Origin of the sequence: Litoreibacter ascidiaceicola, from assembly GCF_900129235.1 — a bacterium.
GTDB lineage: Bacteria > Pseudomonadota > Alphaproteobacteria > Rhodobacterales > Rhodobacteraceae > Litoreibacter > Litoreibacter ascidiaceicola.
The window spans coordinates 12,771-28,016 of the sequence record NZ_FQUV01000002.1 but is presented as its reverse complement, the minus strand read 5'-3'; the positions used below and the strand labels follow the sequence as shown (position 1 = coordinate 28,016).

The following is a 15,246-nucleotide window of genomic DNA, read 5'->3' as shown; positions in this document are numbered from 1 at the left end:
CTTCTACCACTTTTTGTATACTATTGCATACATTTTTACCTGTTTTCGCCACGCAGCCGATGCGCTAGGCGTGTTTCGATGAAATTTGGTGTCGAAAATCTGGCCTGCCGACGTGGCGAGGTGACAGTGCTCACTGGCGTAACTTTCGAGGTCGCCGCGGGTGAGGCGCTTATTCTGCGCGCACCCAATGGTGCGGGCAAGACCACCTTGCTGCGCTGCTTGGCAGGTCTGACACCGCCCGTCTCTGGCAAGCTGAGCTTCTCGACCGAGGATGTCGCCTACGCCGCCCACGCGGACGGTTTGAAGGCGCAATTAAGTGTCGAAGAGAACCTGCAATTCTGGGCCGACATCTTCGGCACCCGCGATATCAACCCCGCCGTTGAAACCTTCGATCTGGAAAGCCTGCTCACGCGCCGCGCGCAAGACCTCTCCGCAGGTCAAAAACGTCGCTTGTCGCTGTCGCGCCTGATGCTCACCGGTCGCGCAATCTGGGCGCTGGATGAGCCCACCGTCTCGCTCGACGCTGAAAACGTCGCCCGCTTCGCCGCCGCCATCACCGCGCATCTGGCAGCAGGCGGCTCCGCCATCTTAGCCACCCATATCGACCTCGGCTTGCCCTCCGCGCGCACGATCGACCTCTCGCCCTATCGCGCAGTCTTGCAAGACGCCCCGTCGGATGACCCCTTTCTGGACGAGGCGTTTTTATGATCGCCCTCCTTCGCCGAGACTTGAAACTCGCCATCCGCGCAGGTGGCGGCTTCGGCCTTGGTCTTGCGTTTTTCCTGATCCTTGTGGTGCTGGTCCCCTTCGGCGTCGGGCCAAATGCCGACATCCTGTCGCGCATCGCCCCCGGCATCCTGTGGGTTGGCGCGCTGTTGTCCTGTCTGCTGTCGCTCGACCGCATTTTCCAGCTCGACTACGAGGATGGAACGCTCGACCTGCTCGCCACAGCACCCCTCCCGTTGGAGGCCGCCGCAACGCTCAAGGCCCTCTCCCACTGGCTCACCACAGGATTGCCCCTGACACTTGCCGCCCCATTCCTTGGCGTACTGCTTAGCATGCCAAGCGGCGCAACCTTCTGGCTGGTGGCCTCTCTCGCCATCGGCACCCCCGCCCTTTCCATGCTCGGCACCTTCGGCGCGGCCCTGACAGTCGGCCTGAAACGCGGCGGGTTGCTGGTGTCCCTCCTGGTCCTGCCGCTCTACATGCCAACGTTGATTTTCGGGGCCGAGGCTGTGCGCCGAGGCGCGGAAGGCCTGCCTGCCAGCACGGCCTTGCTGTTTCTCGCAGCCATCACTGCAGGCTGCGCTGCGCTGCTGCCCTTCGCCTCCGCCGCCGCCCTTCGGATGAACCTGCGCTAGAGCGCGCGCGAATGTGACATTTGGCCCGTCGCAAATCCCATTGCCCCGCGCGAAAGCATCCCATAACAGTAGCCCATGTCGATCTGGGAATACGCAAATCCGACCCGCTTCATGCAGACATCTGGCAAGCTGTTGCCAACGGTGGCTGTGTTGTCTTTGCTGTGTCTGGTCATTGGCCTGATCTGGGGGTTCTTCTTTACCCCGGACGATTACCGCCAAGGCTCCACCGTCAAGATCATCTACCTACACGTGCCCAGCGCCCTGATGGCGATCAATGCGTGGCTGATGATGCTTGTCACCTCGCTGATCTGGCTGGTCCGTCGCCACCACGTTTCCGCCCTCGCGGCCAAGGCTGCCGCCCCTATCGGTCTGACCATGACACTCATCGCGCTGATCACTGGCGCGATCTGGGGCCAGCCGATGTGGGGCACATACTGGGCATGGGACCCGCGCCTGACCTCGTTCCTGATCCTGTTCCTGTTCTACCTTGGCTATATGGCGCTTTGGGCGGCGATCGAGAATCCCGACACCGCCGCCGACCTCACCTCGGTCCTCTGCCTCGTCGGCTCCGTCTTCGCGTTGCTATCCCGCTACGCGGTCAATTTCTGGAACCAAGGCTTGCACCAAGGCGCGTCCCTGTCGCTGGACAAGGAGGAGAACGTCGCCGACGTCTTCTACCTGCCGCTGCTTGTCGCCATCGCGGGTTTCGTGCTGCTATTCCTTGCGCTCGTCCTCCTGCGCACGCGCACCGAAATCCGCATCCGCCGCGCCGGCGCCCTGGTCGCGCGCGAACGTCTTAGCTAACCGCAGCCCTCTAAAGGACGCATCATGCCCGATCTTGGAAAATACGCCGACACCGTGCTGTCCGCCTATGCCATCTCCATCGCAATCCTGATCGGCCTTGTCGCGCTGTCTGTCTGGCAATCGCGCCGCGCGCGTGCCCGCCTCGCCGAGATCGAGGCACGCCGCAATGCTGCGAAATCCCGTTGATTTCATCTCAGTAGATATACCTGATCTGGTCTGACCAATACCGCTCCATCCGGTGCAGCGAATGATTGATGGTATCAATCCCGTCATTGCCGAGGATGCCGTTTTCCTCCAGACCAATCGCGTGCCGCTCGAACAGATCGGTCACATGCTGGCGTACCTCGCGGCCCTTTTCTGTCAGGCGCACACGCACCGACCGCCGGTCAATCTCGCAGCGCTGATGGTGCATATAGCCCATCTCCACCAGCTTCTTGAGGTTGTAGGACACGTTCGATCCCTGATAGTAGCCGCGCGATTTCAACTCCCCCGCGGTCACTTCGTTCTCGCCGATATTGAATAGGAGCAACGCCTGAACGGAGTTGATGTCGAGGACGCCCAACCGTTCAAACTCGTCCTTGATCACGTCCAGCAGAAGCCGGTGCAACCGCTCCACCAAAGCAAGGCTTTCCAGATATCCGGTCATAAACATGCGAGCCTGTGGGCTGGCAACGGGGTTGTGCATACTCATAATTTGTTCTCCGACTGCGGGTGCTCGCACAGCCGGAATAGTCGGAGAATCACCAATAAACGGTTAAATGCGCGAAAATCTTCGCTAAAAGGTCTTCGATCCCTTAACCGCTTGCGCAATCAGCCCGGCGAAGCGCTCCGGAGCCGCCGCCTGCCCCGAGGCCCATTGGTACATGTCATGATCGCTCTCGCTCAGCATCTCGTCATAAAGCGCCAGATCGTCATCTGACAGCCCGTCCAACCCGTGGGTGGCAAAGCCGCCAAGGATCAAATCCATCTCCTTGATCCCGCGCCGCATGGACCGCAGCTTCAGTCGCCGCAGCTTCGTCTCCCGTGGCTCGCCGTCCGGTCCTAGCTCTTTCATTCCGGTGTCCTGAGCAGTTTCCCCAGCCGTTTTTCCAGCCGTCCCAGATGATCCGCCAGCCGCGCGAACTCTGCTTTGGTCCGGCGAATATCCAGCAAGATGTCCTTGACGTCACCGGGTACTTCCACCTCGCCGACAGGGGCATCCAGACCATCGCCCTCGCCGGTCAACAGCCAGCGCATGGAGACATTCATCATCCCCGACATCATCGACAATCGGTTCGCGCGCGGTTCGTCCACGTCGTCTTCCCAGCCGCGAACCGTCTTCAGCTTCACGCCCAGCTTCTTGGCAAAGTCTTCCTGCGTCAGCCCCTGTGCTTCGCGCGCGGCGGCGACCCGATCCCCGAATGTGGCGTTCTCGTTGCTGAAATAGGTGTCTTGGTCGTCCATTTTGAACTCCTAGAAAAGGCGTTATCGCTTGATTGCGCTTGGGCCTATCCGTAAGACCCTCTTGTCCATTGTTCAACCTGACGAGGCGTCACATGTCCTTCCTTTCCGAGACCCTTTCCCGCGTAAAACCGTCACCGACCATCGCCGTGACCCAGAAAGCCGCAGAGCTGAAACGCGCCGGCAAGGACGTGATCGGCCTTGGTGCGGGCGAGCCGGATTTCGACACGCCAGACAATATCAAGGACGCCGCCATCGCCGCGATCCATGCAGGCAAGACCAAATACACGGCCCCCGACGGCATCCAAGAGCTGAAAGAGGCGATCTGCGCCAAGTTCAAGCGCGACAACGGGCTGGACTACACGCCTTCGCAGGTCTCTGTCGGCACCGGAGGCAAGCAGATCCTTTATAATGCGCTGATGGCCACCTTGAACGAGGGCGACGAGGTCGTAATCCCCGCCCCCTACTGGGTCAGCTACCCCGATATGGTGCTGCTGGCGGGCGGCACGCCGGTCATTGCGGAAGCGTCGCTGCAAACCAACTTCAAGCTCACCGCCGACCAGCTTGAAGCTGCGATCACCGACAAGACCAAGTGGCTGATCTTCAACTCGCCCTCCAACCCCACCGGCGCGGGCTATTCGTGGGACGAGCTGAAAGAGCTGACCGACGTGCTGATGCGCCACCCTCATGTTTGGGTGATGTCGGACGACATGTATGAACACCTCGCCTATGACGACTTCAAGTTTTGCACCCCCGCGCAGGTAGAGCCCGCCCTGTATGACCGCACGCTAACCGTCAACGGGGTCTCCAAGGCCTACGCGATGACAGGCTGGCGCATCGGCTATGCCGCTGGTCCAGAAAAGCTGATCGGGGCGATGCGCAAGGTGCAGTCCCAATCCACCTCCAACCCCTGCTCTATCAGTCAATGGGCGGCGGTCGAGGCATTGAACGGCACGCAGGACTTCCTCGCACCAAACAACGAGAAATTCGTGCGCCGCCGCAATATGGTGGTGGAGATGCTCAACGCCGCCGAAGGCATCGCCTGCCCGACGCCGGAAGGCGCGTTTTACGTGTACCCGTCCATCGCGGGCTGTATCGGCAAGACCACCGCCGCAGGCACCAAGATCGAGGATGACGAAACCTTCGCCACGGCCCTTCTGGAGGAGCACGGAGTCGCCGTCGTCTTCGGGGCCGCCTTTGGTCTCTCCCCCAACTTCCGCGTCAGCTACGCGACCTCGGACGAGAACCTCAAAGAGGCTTGCACCCGCATCCAGACCTTCTGCGCGGCGCTTAAGTAGCCAAGCCAGAGACCGCGCCCGGCGCGGTCTCATCTCCGGCTGGAAGGTCGACTTTGGGCCCAAAATTGCATGACACTGCGCTTGGTTCAAATGATTGCTTAAGCAAAAGCAAATTGGCTCAACAGTTTGCCAAAAGAACACCGCACTTGGAAAGTGAACGGCATCCTTTATATATGTCGCCAATGTGTTTTGGCGAAGACTGGAAAGATCATGAGTGCGCTCGAACGGCACAACGTAAAAACCTCGGGCTCAGGTGCTCGCTCGCTGGTGTTTGCCCATGGTTTTGGATGTGATCAATCTATGTGGCGGCACGTGGCTCCGCATTTCGAAGACAGGTTCACAGTTGTTACGTTCGATCACATTGGGGCCGGAGGCTCTGACAGCAAAGCTTACGATCCCGCAAAGTACGCAACCCTGAATGGCTACGCCGCAGACGTGGTTGAAATAGCTGAGGAACTCGACATCCAGGATGGAATCTTTGTTGGACACTCCGTCAGTGCAATGATTGGCGCGCTTTCAAACGTCGCAAGACCCGACATTTTTTCAACGTTAATCTTGGTTGGCCCCTCTCCGCGCTATGTCGACGATGCCGATTACGAAGGTGGCTTCAGCGCGGATGACATCGATGACCTTCTTGCCTCTCTAGAGGAAAACCCGCTTGCGTGGTCTGCATCAATGGCCCCGATGATCGTCGGAAACCCCGACCAACCCGAGCACGGCGAGGAATTGGCCCAGAGTATTTGCAAGCTCGACCCCGATATTGCGACCGGATTTGCCCGTGCCACATTCACATCCGACAACCGCGATGATTTGCCGAACGTCACCGCAAGAACACTTATTCTTCAGTGCCGGAATGATATTATCGCCTCCGAGCGCGTGGGAGCGTATGTGCGTGACAAAATTCCGGGAAGCCAACTCGTTATGCTGAATGCCTCCGGCCACTGTCCCAATCTGACTGCGCCCGAAGAAGTCATCGCCGCAATTCGCGATTTTGTGTAATGTCCGATACTGGAGTGCTTTCTGACGAGGCGTTGATGCAGTCAAGCGCACCTTGCGGCTTGCTCAAAACTGATCATCTCGGAGCCGTCCTCGTGGCGAATGAGAGGTTGGGGCTCTGGTTGGGTTTATCTTCTTCTGATTTGTGCGGGACGCCTTTGACGCAGCTGTTTTCCAAGGCCAGCCGGATAGTTTTTGAAACCAGTATCGTACCGCTCCTATCCCTCTCAGGCCAAGTCGATGGAGCAAGCCTTGATCTTGTGAATAGCGAGGGCACGAAAACGCCTGTCCTGCTTAGTGCGGCGGTTAGCGGCTCCGGAGAAAGCAGTGTTACAACTTTTGTTTTCTTGTTGGCAGACGCCAGGCGCGCGTTCGAGCGGGACCTCGCCAAAGCTAAGGTCGAAGCGGAAACCCAGCTCTCATCGTCGCAACGTGAAGGAGAGCTTCGTGAGCAATTCATCGCGATACTTGGTCACGATCTCCGGAACCCTTTGGCCTCAATCTCGTCTGCAATGAACATTCTCTCGCGGGAAACGCTGAGCGATAAAAACAAGCGCATCGTTACATTGACCAGAGGCAGCATTCAGCGAATGTCACTCCTGATCGACAATATCATGGACTTTGCTCGTAACCGCTTGGGGGGTGGTATCAATCTGACGCTATCAGAGGGGTCGGCACTGGAAAATGAGATCGAACAGGTCGTCGCCGAACTGCGTTCCGTGCATCCGGACCGGGACGTGTTACTCGATCTTGGCAATGCCGATGACGTGAAATGCGATGTGCCACGTCTTGGCCAACTGTTATCAAATCTACTCGGCAACGCGATTACCCACGGCGACCCGAAACGACCGATCCATGTTGTTGCCAGAAAATCGGCTGATAACTTTTTTGAGTTGAGCGTTAAGAACTTTGGCCCGCCTATCCCGCCCTCAGCGATGGAGCGGTTGTTTGATCCGTTTGTAAGAAGCGACAATCATGGCGATCAAATGGGCTTGGGGCTGGGTCTCCACATTGCGTCCGAAATAGCCAAAGCGCATGATGGAAGTCTGGATGTTCAATCAACCGACAGCCATACAATATTCACGCTTCGGATCCCGCAGGGATAGGCGTATTCAGGCCCCCTGCATTACGGCTCTGCCATCCACATGCGGCAAGACGTGCTGCCTGTAGTTGGTGAACTCTGTTGACCAACTACCGCCCGGAAAACTTAGGTTAAGACGCGCTGGATCAAGGTATGCTTTGTCCCGCGAAGCCGGCCTTTGACATGCGCCGACGGACGGCTTGCGCCTTCGGGCCTCTCGTTCGCGGCGTGTCTAAACCCCCTCACCGCTTCCTCCCCAATTGCACCAGCGCAATCGCCGCCAAAGCAGCCACGACCACCGCTGTCAGCAAGCCGCCCCAATCAGCTAACAGTGTCGCCAAGGCTTCCAGATTTGATCCGAACGCATACCCGAGCGCCACATAGGCGCTAACCCAGATGGCCTCGCCCAACGCATCGAGAATGGTAAACGACAACCGCCCGTATCCGGCAGCCCCCGCGGCGAAATTCACCCACGGCCCCAAAGGGGCCACGGCCCACGTGCTGAAGAATACTGCCACGCCACCCCATTTGCCGACAGCATGCTGCGCGCGCGCATAAAGCGCTGATCTTTTGGGCTTTGACACCAGCCGCTTGGTCAGCCAGCCGCCGCCCAACCGGCCCAGCTGGAACCCCGTCTGGTCCCCCGCCAAGGCCGACACATAGGCGACCGAAATCACCTGCCACAGCACCAGATCGCCCGCAGCGGCAAATGCGCCCCCCGCCAGCATCACCGCCGAGGTCGGGACAGGCACGGCGAGGCAGGAAAAATAAGCCGACAAGGCAACGATCACCAAGCCCCATCTGGCCACAAGTTCGAAGAAAAATTCGGTCATGGATGCTTGGCCTGATGCGCTGCAATAGCCGCCTCCAAGATCGCGATGATCTCCTCGACGTCGACGCCCCGCGCTTTGGCGATTTCTTCCAGTGAGGTGCGCGGCGTCCCGCCCTCGATCCTGTCGCCCAGCGCATCCGAGACAACTTGCGGCGGCACTTGCCACGAGCGCACGACATAGCGCGGCGACATCCATCCATCTATGGGCTGAAACTGATTGGCCTCGTCTTGCCAGTAGATAAAAGACGCGACCGCGCGAAAGCCGTACACCCCGATGAAGGCCAGCGCGATACATAGCACCCCGATCAAGGCGTAACGCAGAAACTTCGCTCCGTGGTCCGATTCAGCCTGATCCTTACCCATCGCCCGCGTCGCTCCTCTGGAAGTTTTTGTCAGCGCCAGCAAAGCAGAGCCTTGGACAAACTTCCAGTGCCGTCCTTGCGGCCAAACTTCGCTGATGCTGCCGGTCAGGTGTCGCCGTTGCTTGTCCTGCGGCTATCACCGTCGCAAGATATCTCCCAAACCAAAGCGGAGGCCCCCATGTCCGACTACGAAACCCGTTTCGACGCCGCCCTCTCAGAGCTTGAGGTCGCCGGCATCTGGCGCTCCAACGCCCAGCCGCCCTATGTTTGGGTCATGCGCAGCGTGGGTCTGCACCCGCGCTTGCCTCATTACCTTCCGTTCTGGCGGGCGGCCTTGGGCCAAGGCGTGTTTTTCGGCGCATTCTGGGGTCTCATCATGTACGTCACCACTTGGGGCCCACAAAACCTGCCCATGGGCGTCATGCTTGTCTCATCGGTGATCGCGGGGATGTTCTTCGGGCTGTTTATGGCCTTGTATTACAAGCACTGCCGACGCCGCTACAACTTGTCGGATTGGGTGGACCTGCATCGCGCGCCAAAGGGAGGATTCGCCGCGTAAATCCCTGTTTCCTCAATGCCCTACCCTGTGCTAGCGTCGCCCAAACCAACAAAACGGGTCAAACCGAGCATATGTCAGCCGAGCTTCCAGAGTTTTATTTTCGCGTTCGTGAGAACGGGGCCACCGTGTTTCGGGTGGACACCGAGAACCGCCAGCGGCGCATCGAGATGTCCGAAATCGCCGTGGTCAATATCCGCAAAGGCCAGATCAAGCCCCATGGCGACCACGAAATCAGCGCCGAGGAACTCGAGGTCATCGAAGACTGGATGGACGAGCGGACAACCGTCCTCGCCACCCGCGAAATCGACGATATCTACCGCGCCATCGACTATCTCAACCTGACCACCCACTGGGCGCAAACCCGCGCCGAGGAGGACCAGCTGGACGAGGTTACCGACGCGCTGCTGCTGGCGATGCACGACCTGCGCACGGTGCTGGTCCGCAAGAAAGCCGACCGGCTGCTGAAGGACGACTAGCCGCCCTTCCCGCAAAAATCCCGTATGTCGCATGCCCGCTTCGGCAATCCACCGCCGTGCCGGACTGCGTGCTATTGCGTCGGCCAGTCGCCGCTGGCGGGGCCCGCCTTTGATCGCAAGGATTGGCTCAAAACGCCGCGCCGCGCACCAACCCGTTCCCCAGCGCTCCGTCCTGCGTCATGCCCTCGCTCGAGGCAGATCGCAACTCAAGGAGACACACCATGGCAATTGCCACAGATCTCGAGCGCTACATGCTTGACCTGATCAACGACGAGCGCACGTCCCGCGGCCTCGACACTTTGCAACTGGAGCAAAACCTGAACGCCTCTGCCGATGCGCATTCCGAATGGATGCTGGAGGCTGACATGTTCTCGCATACCGGCGCGGGCGGCTCGACCGCCACCGGGCGCATAGAAGCTGCGGGCTTCGATCTCGACGGAAGCTGGCAGACGGCGGAAAACATCGCCATCCAGTCCGAGCGCGGCGACCCCGGCTTCGAGGACGACGTGGCCCAGCTGCATGAAAACCTGATGGACAGCCCCGGCCACCGCGCCAATCTGCTGGACCCCGACCTTGACTATATCGGCATCGGGATTGATGTCGGCGACTTTGACTACGGCAGCGGCGAATATAATTCGGTGATCGTGACGCAGAACTTCGGCTCCACACAAGGCGAGGTTGATCTGGACACAGGCACCGCGCCCGCCCCAGAGCCGACCCCTGCGCCAACGCCAGAACCCACACCTGACCCAGCGCCCGAACCTCCCACCGCCCCCTCCGGCGGCTTCAACCTCGACGAGCTGCTCGCCATCCTCGAGAACGGGGATTTCTTCCAGTTCGCCTTCGACTGCAATCCTGATGCAGGCAACTGGGCGGATGAAACGATCACACAGCCAAGCACAGAACTTGCAGGCACACCTGCTGCGAACTGGCTCGACATGGCCGCTTTCGATATCGGCGGTGCGCAAACCATGCTCGACACCTTCGACTTCAGCTTCGACTTTATCTAGATCATCGGGGGCAGGCGTAGACCAGCGGCTGCCCCTTCCCGCTAGGCGGTCTTCAGTTCGGCATACCGCCGCGCAAAGCGCCACCACAGCGCGCCCGCCGCAAACATCAACCCGATCACCAAGCCAAGCCAGACGCCGACGCCGCCATAGCCCAAACTCACGCCCAGCACGTAACTCGCGGGAATGCCCAAGCCCCAATAGCTCAGTGCCGCCGCATACATCGGCCAGCGGGTGTCTTGAATGCCGCGCAACAAGCCCAGCGCCATCACCTGCCCCGCGTCGACCAGTTGGAATAGTGCCGCAACGGCAAGCAAGCTGGCACCAATGGTCAGAATGGCGGTGCGGTCGGGGCTGTCGGGGTCAAGGAAACCTGTCATCAACAACTCCGGCACCGTCAGGAAGGCGATGGTTGCCAAGACCACGGCCCCCATCGACAGTATCACCACGGCGCGTGCGCCTAAGGCCAGCCCGTCCCAATCCCTGCGCCCCATCGCGCGCCCCGCGCGCACCGTGGCCGCTTGGCTCAGTCCCACATGGATCATGAAGGTCGCGGCGGTGATTTGCAGCGCAATGCCATGGGCCGCCAAAGGCAAGGTGCCAATCAAGCCGATGATCAGGGCCGAGGCCGAGAACATCCCGCTCTCCGCCAAATTGGTCAGCCCGATGGGCCAGCCCAAGCGAAACACTTCGCGAAAGGCTTCGGGGTCAGGTCGCCAGATGCGCTGGAACAACACATGCTCCCGCGTCGCCGATCCGCGCACCACGTAGACGCCCAGCACAGCCAGCGTCACCACCTGCGAAATCACCGAGGCAATCGCCGCTCCACGCAGCCCCAATTCCGGCATCCCCAGATTGCCGAAAATCAGCGCGTAATTCACCAGCACGTTCAAGAACACGGCCATAATGGTGACCCACAGAACAACGCCGGTGCGCTCCAATGCGGCAAGGTAGCTCTTGATCACCATGACCAGCAGGGCCGGAAACAACCCGAACCCTGCAATCCTCAGGTAGTCCTGCGACAGCGTGGACAGTTCGGGGTCCTGCCCCAAGGCCCGCAACAGCGGGTCCGACCAGATCATCAACGGCAGGAACGCCAGCGCGTAAAGCACCGACAACCAAAGCCCCATACGGGTGACGCGGCGGATACGGGTGCCGTTCTCCGATGCGGCAGCCTCTGCCACCATCGGCATCACGGCAAAGGAGAAGCCCGCCCCCATGATGAACACCACGAAGAAGAACGATGTCGCCAGCACGCTCGCCGCCAGCGCGGTCACGTCATACCAGCCCAGCATGATCGTATCGACCATATGCACGGCAAACTGGGCCAGATGGCTGCCCACCAGCGGCAGGCCCAGCACCAGAACGGCGCGCATATGTTGAGGAAATGTCATCCGTCCAGCCTTAGAAGCAAGACCGCGCGGGGGCAATGCTCTTGGCGTGGCCCGAGCGCGCCATCAAGCGACCACGCTATGATGCTGAGTGTGCGGACTAAGCGGCCGTTGATAGTTCTGATCTAGACATCCGCTCATGTTGGGATTTGTATCCAATCAATGTACATTGTCACGGGAATTGAAAACTTACAGGTGATCCAAATCGTGCGACACAATGCCAAACCCGCTTCAAATCTTGCAGGTCGGCAAGTCTACTTTTTCGAGCCTTCGCAATGCATGCGGGCGTCAAATTCGGTCCATCAAAGAGGGATGCGGCAAGCTCAGCAATTCGCTCCCCCCTGTAAGCACCACAATAAGCAAGTTTCGATTCTGGCATAGAAAAACCGGGATGCCATTCCACGGGACAACCGAGATTATGCGCATGTCTTTCGACAGCGGAGTTGCGAAAGCTTGGATCAAGCACGATGGCACTGACATCATCCGAAAGGTCTATTGCACCGTGAATTTGGGCTTCCACGTAATGATCAAGCGGTTCATCGACTGGCCGGACAGCCTCAAGAAGCCCCATTTTGTCGGCTACACCGAAGTGCTGTGGATCAAGGTGGCTGTCGGGATAACAAAATGTTGCGCGATCTAAAACATCGGGGCGAAGACGTAAATGCGCCGAACCGAACCTTGGTGAACCACCAACAGCTATCTGCTGATTGTTCAAAGCCCCATATTTCGGGCGGGCCTTGGCTTCAGCGGAATCGTAGGCTCCGCCGAAGATACGGCTTTCCCAAAGCAATCGACCACTATCTTGGTGAACCGACATCGCGCCATTGCTAATCCCAGTTTCGAATTGGGAACGGTAAGCGCCATCTCGAGCAAGGGCCTCAATCACAAGCTCATCACCATGAAGGACGTCAGGATGAAAATTTATGGTAATTGCGCAATCTCTGGCGATAGGTAGTCCGCTGGACTTGTTACGAACGTGGTGCATCGCGTGCTCAATAATCGCAAACGACGGCAGTTCAGTTTGAGGCATGACCATCTCGTTCATCAAATTTTTCTGAAGCTGACATTCGTCCTTTGTGCAGCATCGGTCAATAAGGGCTCCAAGCCGACCTACCCCGCGCGAGGGCGACAGCTTTCGTCATGCCGCCAAAGCGACCCTTTCCGGCTGGGAATATCCCGCGTCATGGCTCCTGCCCGCCCCCTCCAAACGCCGCAACTAAGCCAGAATTCCGCCAAGCTGAGGATGCAATCACCCGTCATTTTAACCAAAGTTGAACCATCCGCCCTCTCGGCGGCGTAACCAGTCACGAAAGCGAGCATAGAATGACACTCGACTCTATTCCGGCCCACCGACGCGGCGCACTCGCGCGCTTTTTGCGCGACACCTCCGGCGCGGTGGTCGTCGATTGGGTCCTCCTGACCGCCGCAATCGCGGGTATCGCTATGGCCGTGGCCACAACCGTCAACACAGGGATGGAAAACGCCTCCACCGACATCAAACGCTGCATGAAAATTCAGGGCAAGATGTGGACAAACGACAATGGCGACGACTACGCCAAGCGGATGAAGCGCATCAAGAACCGCTGTAGCAAACTGTAACGGACAAGGGCGCGAAACCGCCCTTCCCCCCGCCACGCCGCTCTGCCATAATCACGCTCAAACCAACAAAAACGAGCAGCGGTATGAGCGACCTTCTTTCCAGCGGGCCAGATGACTACAACGCCTCCTCCATCGAGGTGCTGGAAGGGCTGGAGCCCGTCCGCAAACGCCCCGGCATGTATATCGGCGGCACCGACGAGCGCGCGCTGCACCATCTGGTGGCCGAAGTCCTCGACAACTCCATGGACGAGGCCGTCGCCGGTCACGCCAACCGGATCGAGGTCACGCTGAACGCCGACTACTCCGTCACCATCTCCGACAACGGCCGCGGCATCCCGATTGATCCGCACCCCAAGTTCCCCGACAAATCCGCCCTCGAAGTCATCCTCTGCACACTCCACGCAGGCGGCAAGTTCTCCGGCAAGGCCTATCAGACCTCTGGCGGCCTGCACGGCGTCGGCGCATCCGTGGTCAACGCGCTCTCCGACAGCATGGTCGTGCAGGTCGCCCGCAACAAAGAGCTGTTCGAGCAACGCTTCTCGCGCGGCATTCCCCTTGGACCTATCGAGAAAAAAGGCCCCACCCAGAACCGCCGCGGCACCACGGTCACCTTCCACGCGGACGCCGAAATCTTCGGCTCTCACCGCTTCAAGCCCGCCCGCCTGTTCAAGTCCATCCGCTCCAAGGCCTACCTGTTCTCAGGTGTGGAAATCCGCTGGAAAACCGAGATCGACGACGGCGAGACCCCCGCCACCGCCACCTTCCACTTCCCCGGCGGCCTCTCCGACTACCTCACCGAAACGCTCGGCAAGGCCACCACCTATGCCGACACCGCCTTCGCCGGCACCGTCGACTTCAACGAAAAGTTCAACGCCGCGGGCAAGGTCGAGTGGGCCATCAACTGGACCCCAGCCCGCGACGGCTTCATCCAAAGCTACTGTAACACCGTGCCGACCCCCGAAGGCGGCACCCACGTGCAAGGCTTCTGGGCCGCGATCCTCAAGGGCATCAAGGCGTATGGCGAGCTGACCAACAACAAAAAGGCCGCGCAGATCACCCGCGACGACCTGATCTCCGGCGGCTGCGCGCTGGTGTCTTGCTTCATCGCGGAGCCTGCGTTCGTGGGCCAAACCAAGGACCGCCTGTCCACCGAGGCCGCCGCCAAAATGACCGAAGGGGCCGTGCGCGACCACTTCGACAACTGGCTCGCCTCCGACACCAAATCCGCAGGCGCCATCCTCGATTTCCTCGTGCTCAGGGCCGAGGAACGCCTGCGCCGCAAGCAGGAAAAAGAGACCTCCCGTAAATCCGCCACCAAGAAGCTGCGCTTGCCCGGAAAGCTGACCGATTGCACCAGTAAAACCCGCGCAGGCACCGAGTTGTTCATTGTCGAGGGCGACAGCGCTGGCGGTTCCGCCAAGGGCGCGCGCAACCGCGTCACGCAGGCGCTGCTGCCGCTCAAGGGTAAAATCCTCAACGTGCTGGGGGCCGCGTCCGGCAAGCTGCACTCGAACTCAGAGATTAACGATCTATGCGAGGCTTTGGGCGTCGGCATGGGCACCAAGTTCAACGTCGAGGATTTGCGCTACGACAAGATCATCATCATGACCGATGCGGATGTCGACGGCGCGCATATCGCGTCGCTGCTGATGACCTTCTTCTTCATCCAGATGCGCCCGCTGATCGACCAAGGCCACCTCTACCTCGCCTGCCCGCCGCTCTATCGTCTGACCCAAGGCCCCAAACGGCTCTACGTCGCCGATGATGTCGCGAAGGAAGCCGCTATGGCCAAGGGCTTGGGCGGCAAGGGAAAAATCGACGTGCAGCGCTTCAAAGGTCTGGGCGAAATGGACGCGAAGGACTTGAAAGAAACCACAATGGACCCCGCCTCCCGCGTCCTCATCCGCGTGACCGTGCAAGAAGACGAGCCGGGCGAAACCTCCGACCTGGTCGAGCGCCTCATGGGCAAAAAACCGGAACTGCGGTTCGAGTATATCCAGCAAAACGCGAAGTTTGTTGAGGATGTGGACGTTTGAGTAA

At 59.6% G+C, this 15,246-nt stretch carries 19 protein-coding genes; 12 read left to right on the top strand and 7 right to left on the bottom strand.

The features are described 5' to 3' along the window. Nucleotides 1-78: 78 nt before the first annotated feature. The 4 genes from ccmA to ccmD all read left to right on the top strand — a co-directional run bounded on the left by ccmA (nt 79) and on the right by ccmD (nt 2,351). Nucleotides 79-708 carry a heme ABC exporter ATP-binding protein CcmA gene (gene ccmA / locus BUB72_RS03300; protein WP_073140656.1) on the top strand — a complete coding sequence of 210 codons (630 nt, stop codon included), beginning with the start codon at nt 79-81 and terminating at the stop codon, nt 706-708. Next, the gene (gene ccmB, locus BUB72_RS03295) at nt 705-1,361 is read left to right on the top strand and encodes a heme exporter protein CcmB (RefSeq protein WP_073140652.1); all 657 of its coding nucleotides are present in this window, start codon (nt 705-707) and stop codon (nt 1,359-1,361) included. Before ccmA ends, ccmB begins: the two co-directional genes overlap by 4 nt. A gap of 75 nt (nt 1,362-1,436) precedes the next feature. Then, complete coding sequence (locus BUB72_RS03290) at nt 1,437-2,165, top strand: heme ABC transporter permease (RefSeq protein WP_073140648.1); 729 nt, start codon at nt 1,437-1,439, stop codon at nt 2,163-2,165. A 24-nt stretch (nt 2,166-2,189) separates the two neighbouring features. Then, nucleotides 2,190-2,351, top strand: coding sequence for a heme exporter protein CcmD (ccmD, locus tag BUB72_RS03285; protein ID WP_425435145.1), 162 nt, complete (start codon nt 2,190-2,192; stop codon nt 2,349-2,351). Between the two features lie 7 nt (nt 2,352-2,358). On the opposite strand, the gene BUB72_RS03280 is transcribed toward ccmD, so the two are convergent. The 3 genes from BUB72_RS03280 to BUB72_RS03270 form a co-directional block, all read right to left on the bottom strand. Continuing rightward, on the bottom strand, nt 2,359-2,856 hold the full coding sequence (locus BUB72_RS03280; protein ID WP_073140641.1) for a MarR family winged helix-turn-helix transcriptional regulator: 498 nt from the start codon (nt 2,854-2,856) through the stop codon (nt 2,359-2,361). An 84-nt stretch (nt 2,857-2,940) separates the two neighbouring features. After that, nucleotides 2,941-3,219 (bottom strand): succinate dehydrogenase assembly factor 2, encoded by a 279-nt coding sequence (locus BUB72_RS03275; RefSeq protein ID WP_073140638.1) that lies wholly within the window; start codon nt 3,217-3,219, stop codon nt 2,941-2,943. Further along, nucleotides 3,216-3,608 carry a helix-turn-helix domain-containing protein gene (locus tag BUB72_RS03270; RefSeq protein ID WP_073140635.1) on the bottom strand — a complete coding sequence of 131 codons (393 nt, stop codon included), beginning with the start codon at nt 3,606-3,608 and terminating at the stop codon, nt 3,216-3,218. Before BUB72_RS03270 ends, BUB72_RS03275 begins: the two co-directional genes overlap by 4 nt. Before the next feature lie 92 nt (nt 3,609-3,700). On the opposite strand from BUB72_RS03270, the gene BUB72_RS03265 reads away from it, so the two are divergent. The 3 genes from BUB72_RS03265 to BUB72_RS03255 all read left to right on the top strand — a co-directional run bounded on the left by BUB72_RS03265 (nt 3,701) and on the right by BUB72_RS03255 (nt 7,005). Next, nucleotides 3,701-4,903: a pyridoxal phosphate-dependent aminotransferase gene (locus BUB72_RS03265; protein WP_073140631.1), complete on the top strand. Its 1,203-nt coding sequence runs from the start codon at nt 3,701-3,703 to the stop codon at nt 4,901-4,903. 153 nt (nt 4,904-5,056) lie between these two features. After that, nucleotides 5,057-5,902: an alpha/beta fold hydrolase gene (locus BUB72_RS03260; RefSeq protein ID WP_217653839.1), complete on the top strand. Its 846-nt coding sequence runs from the start codon at nt 5,057-5,059 to the stop codon at nt 5,900-5,902. Then, nucleotides 5,902-7,005, top strand: a complete 1,104-nt coding sequence (locus BUB72_RS03255; protein ID WP_073140623.1) for a sensor histidine kinase — start codon at nt 5,902-5,904, stop codon at nt 7,003-7,005. The genes BUB72_RS03260 and BUB72_RS03255 overlap by 1 nt, the downstream gene beginning before the upstream one ends. Before the next feature lie 217 nt (nt 7,006-7,222). On the opposite strand, the gene BUB72_RS03250 is transcribed toward BUB72_RS03255, so the two are convergent. Next, the gene (locus BUB72_RS03250; protein ID WP_073140620.1) at nt 7,223-7,813 is read right to left on the bottom strand and encodes a DedA family protein; all 591 of its coding nucleotides are present in this window, start codon (nt 7,811-7,813) and stop codon (nt 7,223-7,225) included. Further along, nucleotides 7,810-8,175 (bottom strand): hypothetical protein, encoded by a 366-nt coding sequence (locus tag BUB72_RS18760; RefSeq protein WP_073140617.1) that lies wholly within the window; start codon nt 8,173-8,175, stop codon nt 7,810-7,812. The genes BUB72_RS03250 and BUB72_RS18760 overlap by 4 nt, the downstream gene beginning before the upstream one ends. A 51-nt stretch (nt 8,176-8,226) precedes the next feature. Here BUB72_RS18760 and BUB72_RS03240 point away from each other — a divergent pair, with 51 nt between their 5' ends. The 3 genes from BUB72_RS03240 to BUB72_RS03230 all read left to right on the top strand — a co-directional run bounded on the left by BUB72_RS03240 (nt 8,227) and on the right by BUB72_RS03230 (nt 10,219). Beyond that, nucleotides 8,227-8,733 carry a DUF6404 family protein gene (locus tag BUB72_RS03240; RefSeq protein ID WP_073140613.1) on the top strand — a complete coding sequence of 169 codons (507 nt, stop codon included), beginning with the start codon at nt 8,227-8,229 and terminating at the stop codon, nt 8,731-8,733. A 71-nt stretch (nt 8,734-8,804) separates the two neighbouring features. Next, the gene (locus BUB72_RS03235; RefSeq protein ID WP_073140610.1) at nt 8,805-9,209 is read left to right on the top strand and encodes a hypothetical protein; all 405 of its coding nucleotides are present in this window, start codon (nt 8,805-8,807) and stop codon (nt 9,207-9,209) included. Nucleotides 9,210-9,430: 221 nt separating this feature from the next. Beyond that, the gene (locus tag BUB72_RS03230; RefSeq protein ID WP_073140607.1) at nt 9,431-10,219 is read left to right on the top strand and encodes a CAP domain-containing protein; all 789 of its coding nucleotides are present in this window, start codon (nt 9,431-9,433) and stop codon (nt 10,217-10,219) included. Nucleotides 10,220-10,260: 41 nt separating this feature from the next. Here the strand turns inward: BUB72_RS03230 and BUB72_RS03225 are convergent, their stop codons facing one another. Then, nucleotides 10,261-11,610: an MATE family efflux transporter gene (locus BUB72_RS03225; protein WP_073140604.1), complete on the bottom strand. Its 1,350-nt coding sequence runs from the start codon at nt 11,608-11,610 to the stop codon at nt 10,261-10,263. Between the two features lie 169 nt (nt 11,611-11,779). Continuing rightward, the gene (locus BUB72_RS03220) at nt 11,780-12,652 is read right to left on the bottom strand and encodes a DUF3626 domain-containing protein (RefSeq protein ID WP_217653838.1); all 873 of its coding nucleotides are present in this window, start codon (nt 12,650-12,652) and stop codon (nt 11,780-11,782) included. A 278-nt stretch (nt 12,653-12,930) separates the two neighbouring features. Between BUB72_RS03220 and BUB72_RS03215 the strand changes: the two genes are divergently transcribed. Both BUB72_RS03215 and parE read left to right on the top strand, forming a co-directional pair. Further along, nucleotides 12,931-13,206 (top strand): Flp family type IVb pilin, encoded by a 276-nt coding sequence (locus BUB72_RS03215; protein ID WP_073140601.1) that lies wholly within the window; start codon nt 12,931-12,933, stop codon nt 13,204-13,206. An 83-nt stretch (nt 13,207-13,289) separates the two neighbouring features. Further along, nucleotides 13,290-15,242, top strand: coding sequence for a DNA topoisomerase IV subunit B (gene parE / locus BUB72_RS03210; RefSeq protein ID WP_073140599.1), 1,953 nt, complete (start codon nt 13,290-13,292; stop codon nt 15,240-15,242). Nucleotides 15,243-15,246: the final 4 nt, after the last annotated feature.

Excerpts from the sequence above, each read along its gene's own strand:
- ccmA (WP_073140656.1), top strand. The coding sequence starts at position 79 with ATGAAATTTGGTGTCGAAAATCTGGCCTGCCGACGTGGCGAGGTGACA.
- BUB72_RS18760 (WP_073140617.1), bottom strand. The coding sequence starts at position 8,175 with ATGGGTAAGGATCAGGCTGAATCGGACCACGGAGCGAAGTTTCTGCGT.
- ccmB (WP_073140652.1), top strand. The coding sequence starts at position 705 with ATGATCGCCCTCCTTCGCCGAGACTTGAAACTCGCCATCCGCGCAGGT.
- BUB72_RS03280 (WP_073140641.1), bottom strand. The coding sequence starts at position 2,856 with ATGAGTATGCACAACCCCGTTGCCAGCCCACAGGCTCGCATGTTTATG.
- BUB72_RS03275 (WP_073140638.1), bottom strand. The coding sequence starts at position 3,219 with ATGAAAGAGCTAGGACCGGACGGCGAGCCACGGGAGACGAAGCTGCGG.
- BUB72_RS03290 (WP_073140648.1), top strand. The coding sequence starts at position 1,437 with ATGTCGATCTGGGAATACGCAAATCCGACCCGCTTCATGCAGACATCT.
- BUB72_RS03265 (WP_073140631.1), top strand. The coding sequence starts at position 3,701 with ATGTCCTTCCTTTCCGAGACCCTTTCCCGCGTAAAACCGTCACCGACC.
- BUB72_RS03230 (WP_073140607.1), top strand. The coding sequence starts at position 9,431 with ATGGCAATTGCCACAGATCTCGAGCGCTACATGCTTGACCTGATCAAC.
- BUB72_RS03220 (WP_217653838.1), bottom strand. The coding sequence starts at position 12,652 with ATGAACGAGATGGTCATGCCTCAAACTGAACTGCCGTCGTTTGCGATT.
- ccmD (WP_425435145.1), top strand. The coding sequence starts at position 2,190 with ATGCCCGATCTTGGAAAATACGCCGACACCGTGCTGTCCGCCTATGCC.
- BUB72_RS03250 (WP_073140620.1), bottom strand. The coding sequence starts at position 7,813 with ATGACCGAATTTTTCTTCGAACTTGTGGCCAGATGGGGCTTGGTGATC.
- BUB72_RS03225 (WP_073140604.1), bottom strand. The coding sequence starts at position 11,610 with ATGACATTTCCTCAACATATGCGCGCCGTTCTGGTGCTGGGCCTGCCG.
- BUB72_RS03255 (WP_073140623.1), top strand. The coding sequence starts at position 5,902 with ATGTCCGATACTGGAGTGCTTTCTGACGAGGCGTTGATGCAGTCAAGC.
- BUB72_RS03235 (WP_073140610.1), top strand. The coding sequence starts at position 8,805 with ATGTCAGCCGAGCTTCCAGAGTTTTATTTTCGCGTTCGTGAGAACGGG.
- BUB72_RS03270 (WP_073140635.1), bottom strand. The coding sequence starts at position 3,608 with ATGGACGACCAAGACACCTATTTCAGCAACGAGAACGCCACATTCGGG.
- parE (WP_073140599.1), top strand. The coding sequence starts at position 13,290 with ATGAGCGACCTTCTTTCCAGCGGGCCAGATGACTACAACGCCTCCTCC.
- BUB72_RS03215 (WP_073140601.1), top strand. The coding sequence starts at position 12,931 with ATGACACTCGACTCTATTCCGGCCCACCGACGCGGCGCACTCGCGCGC.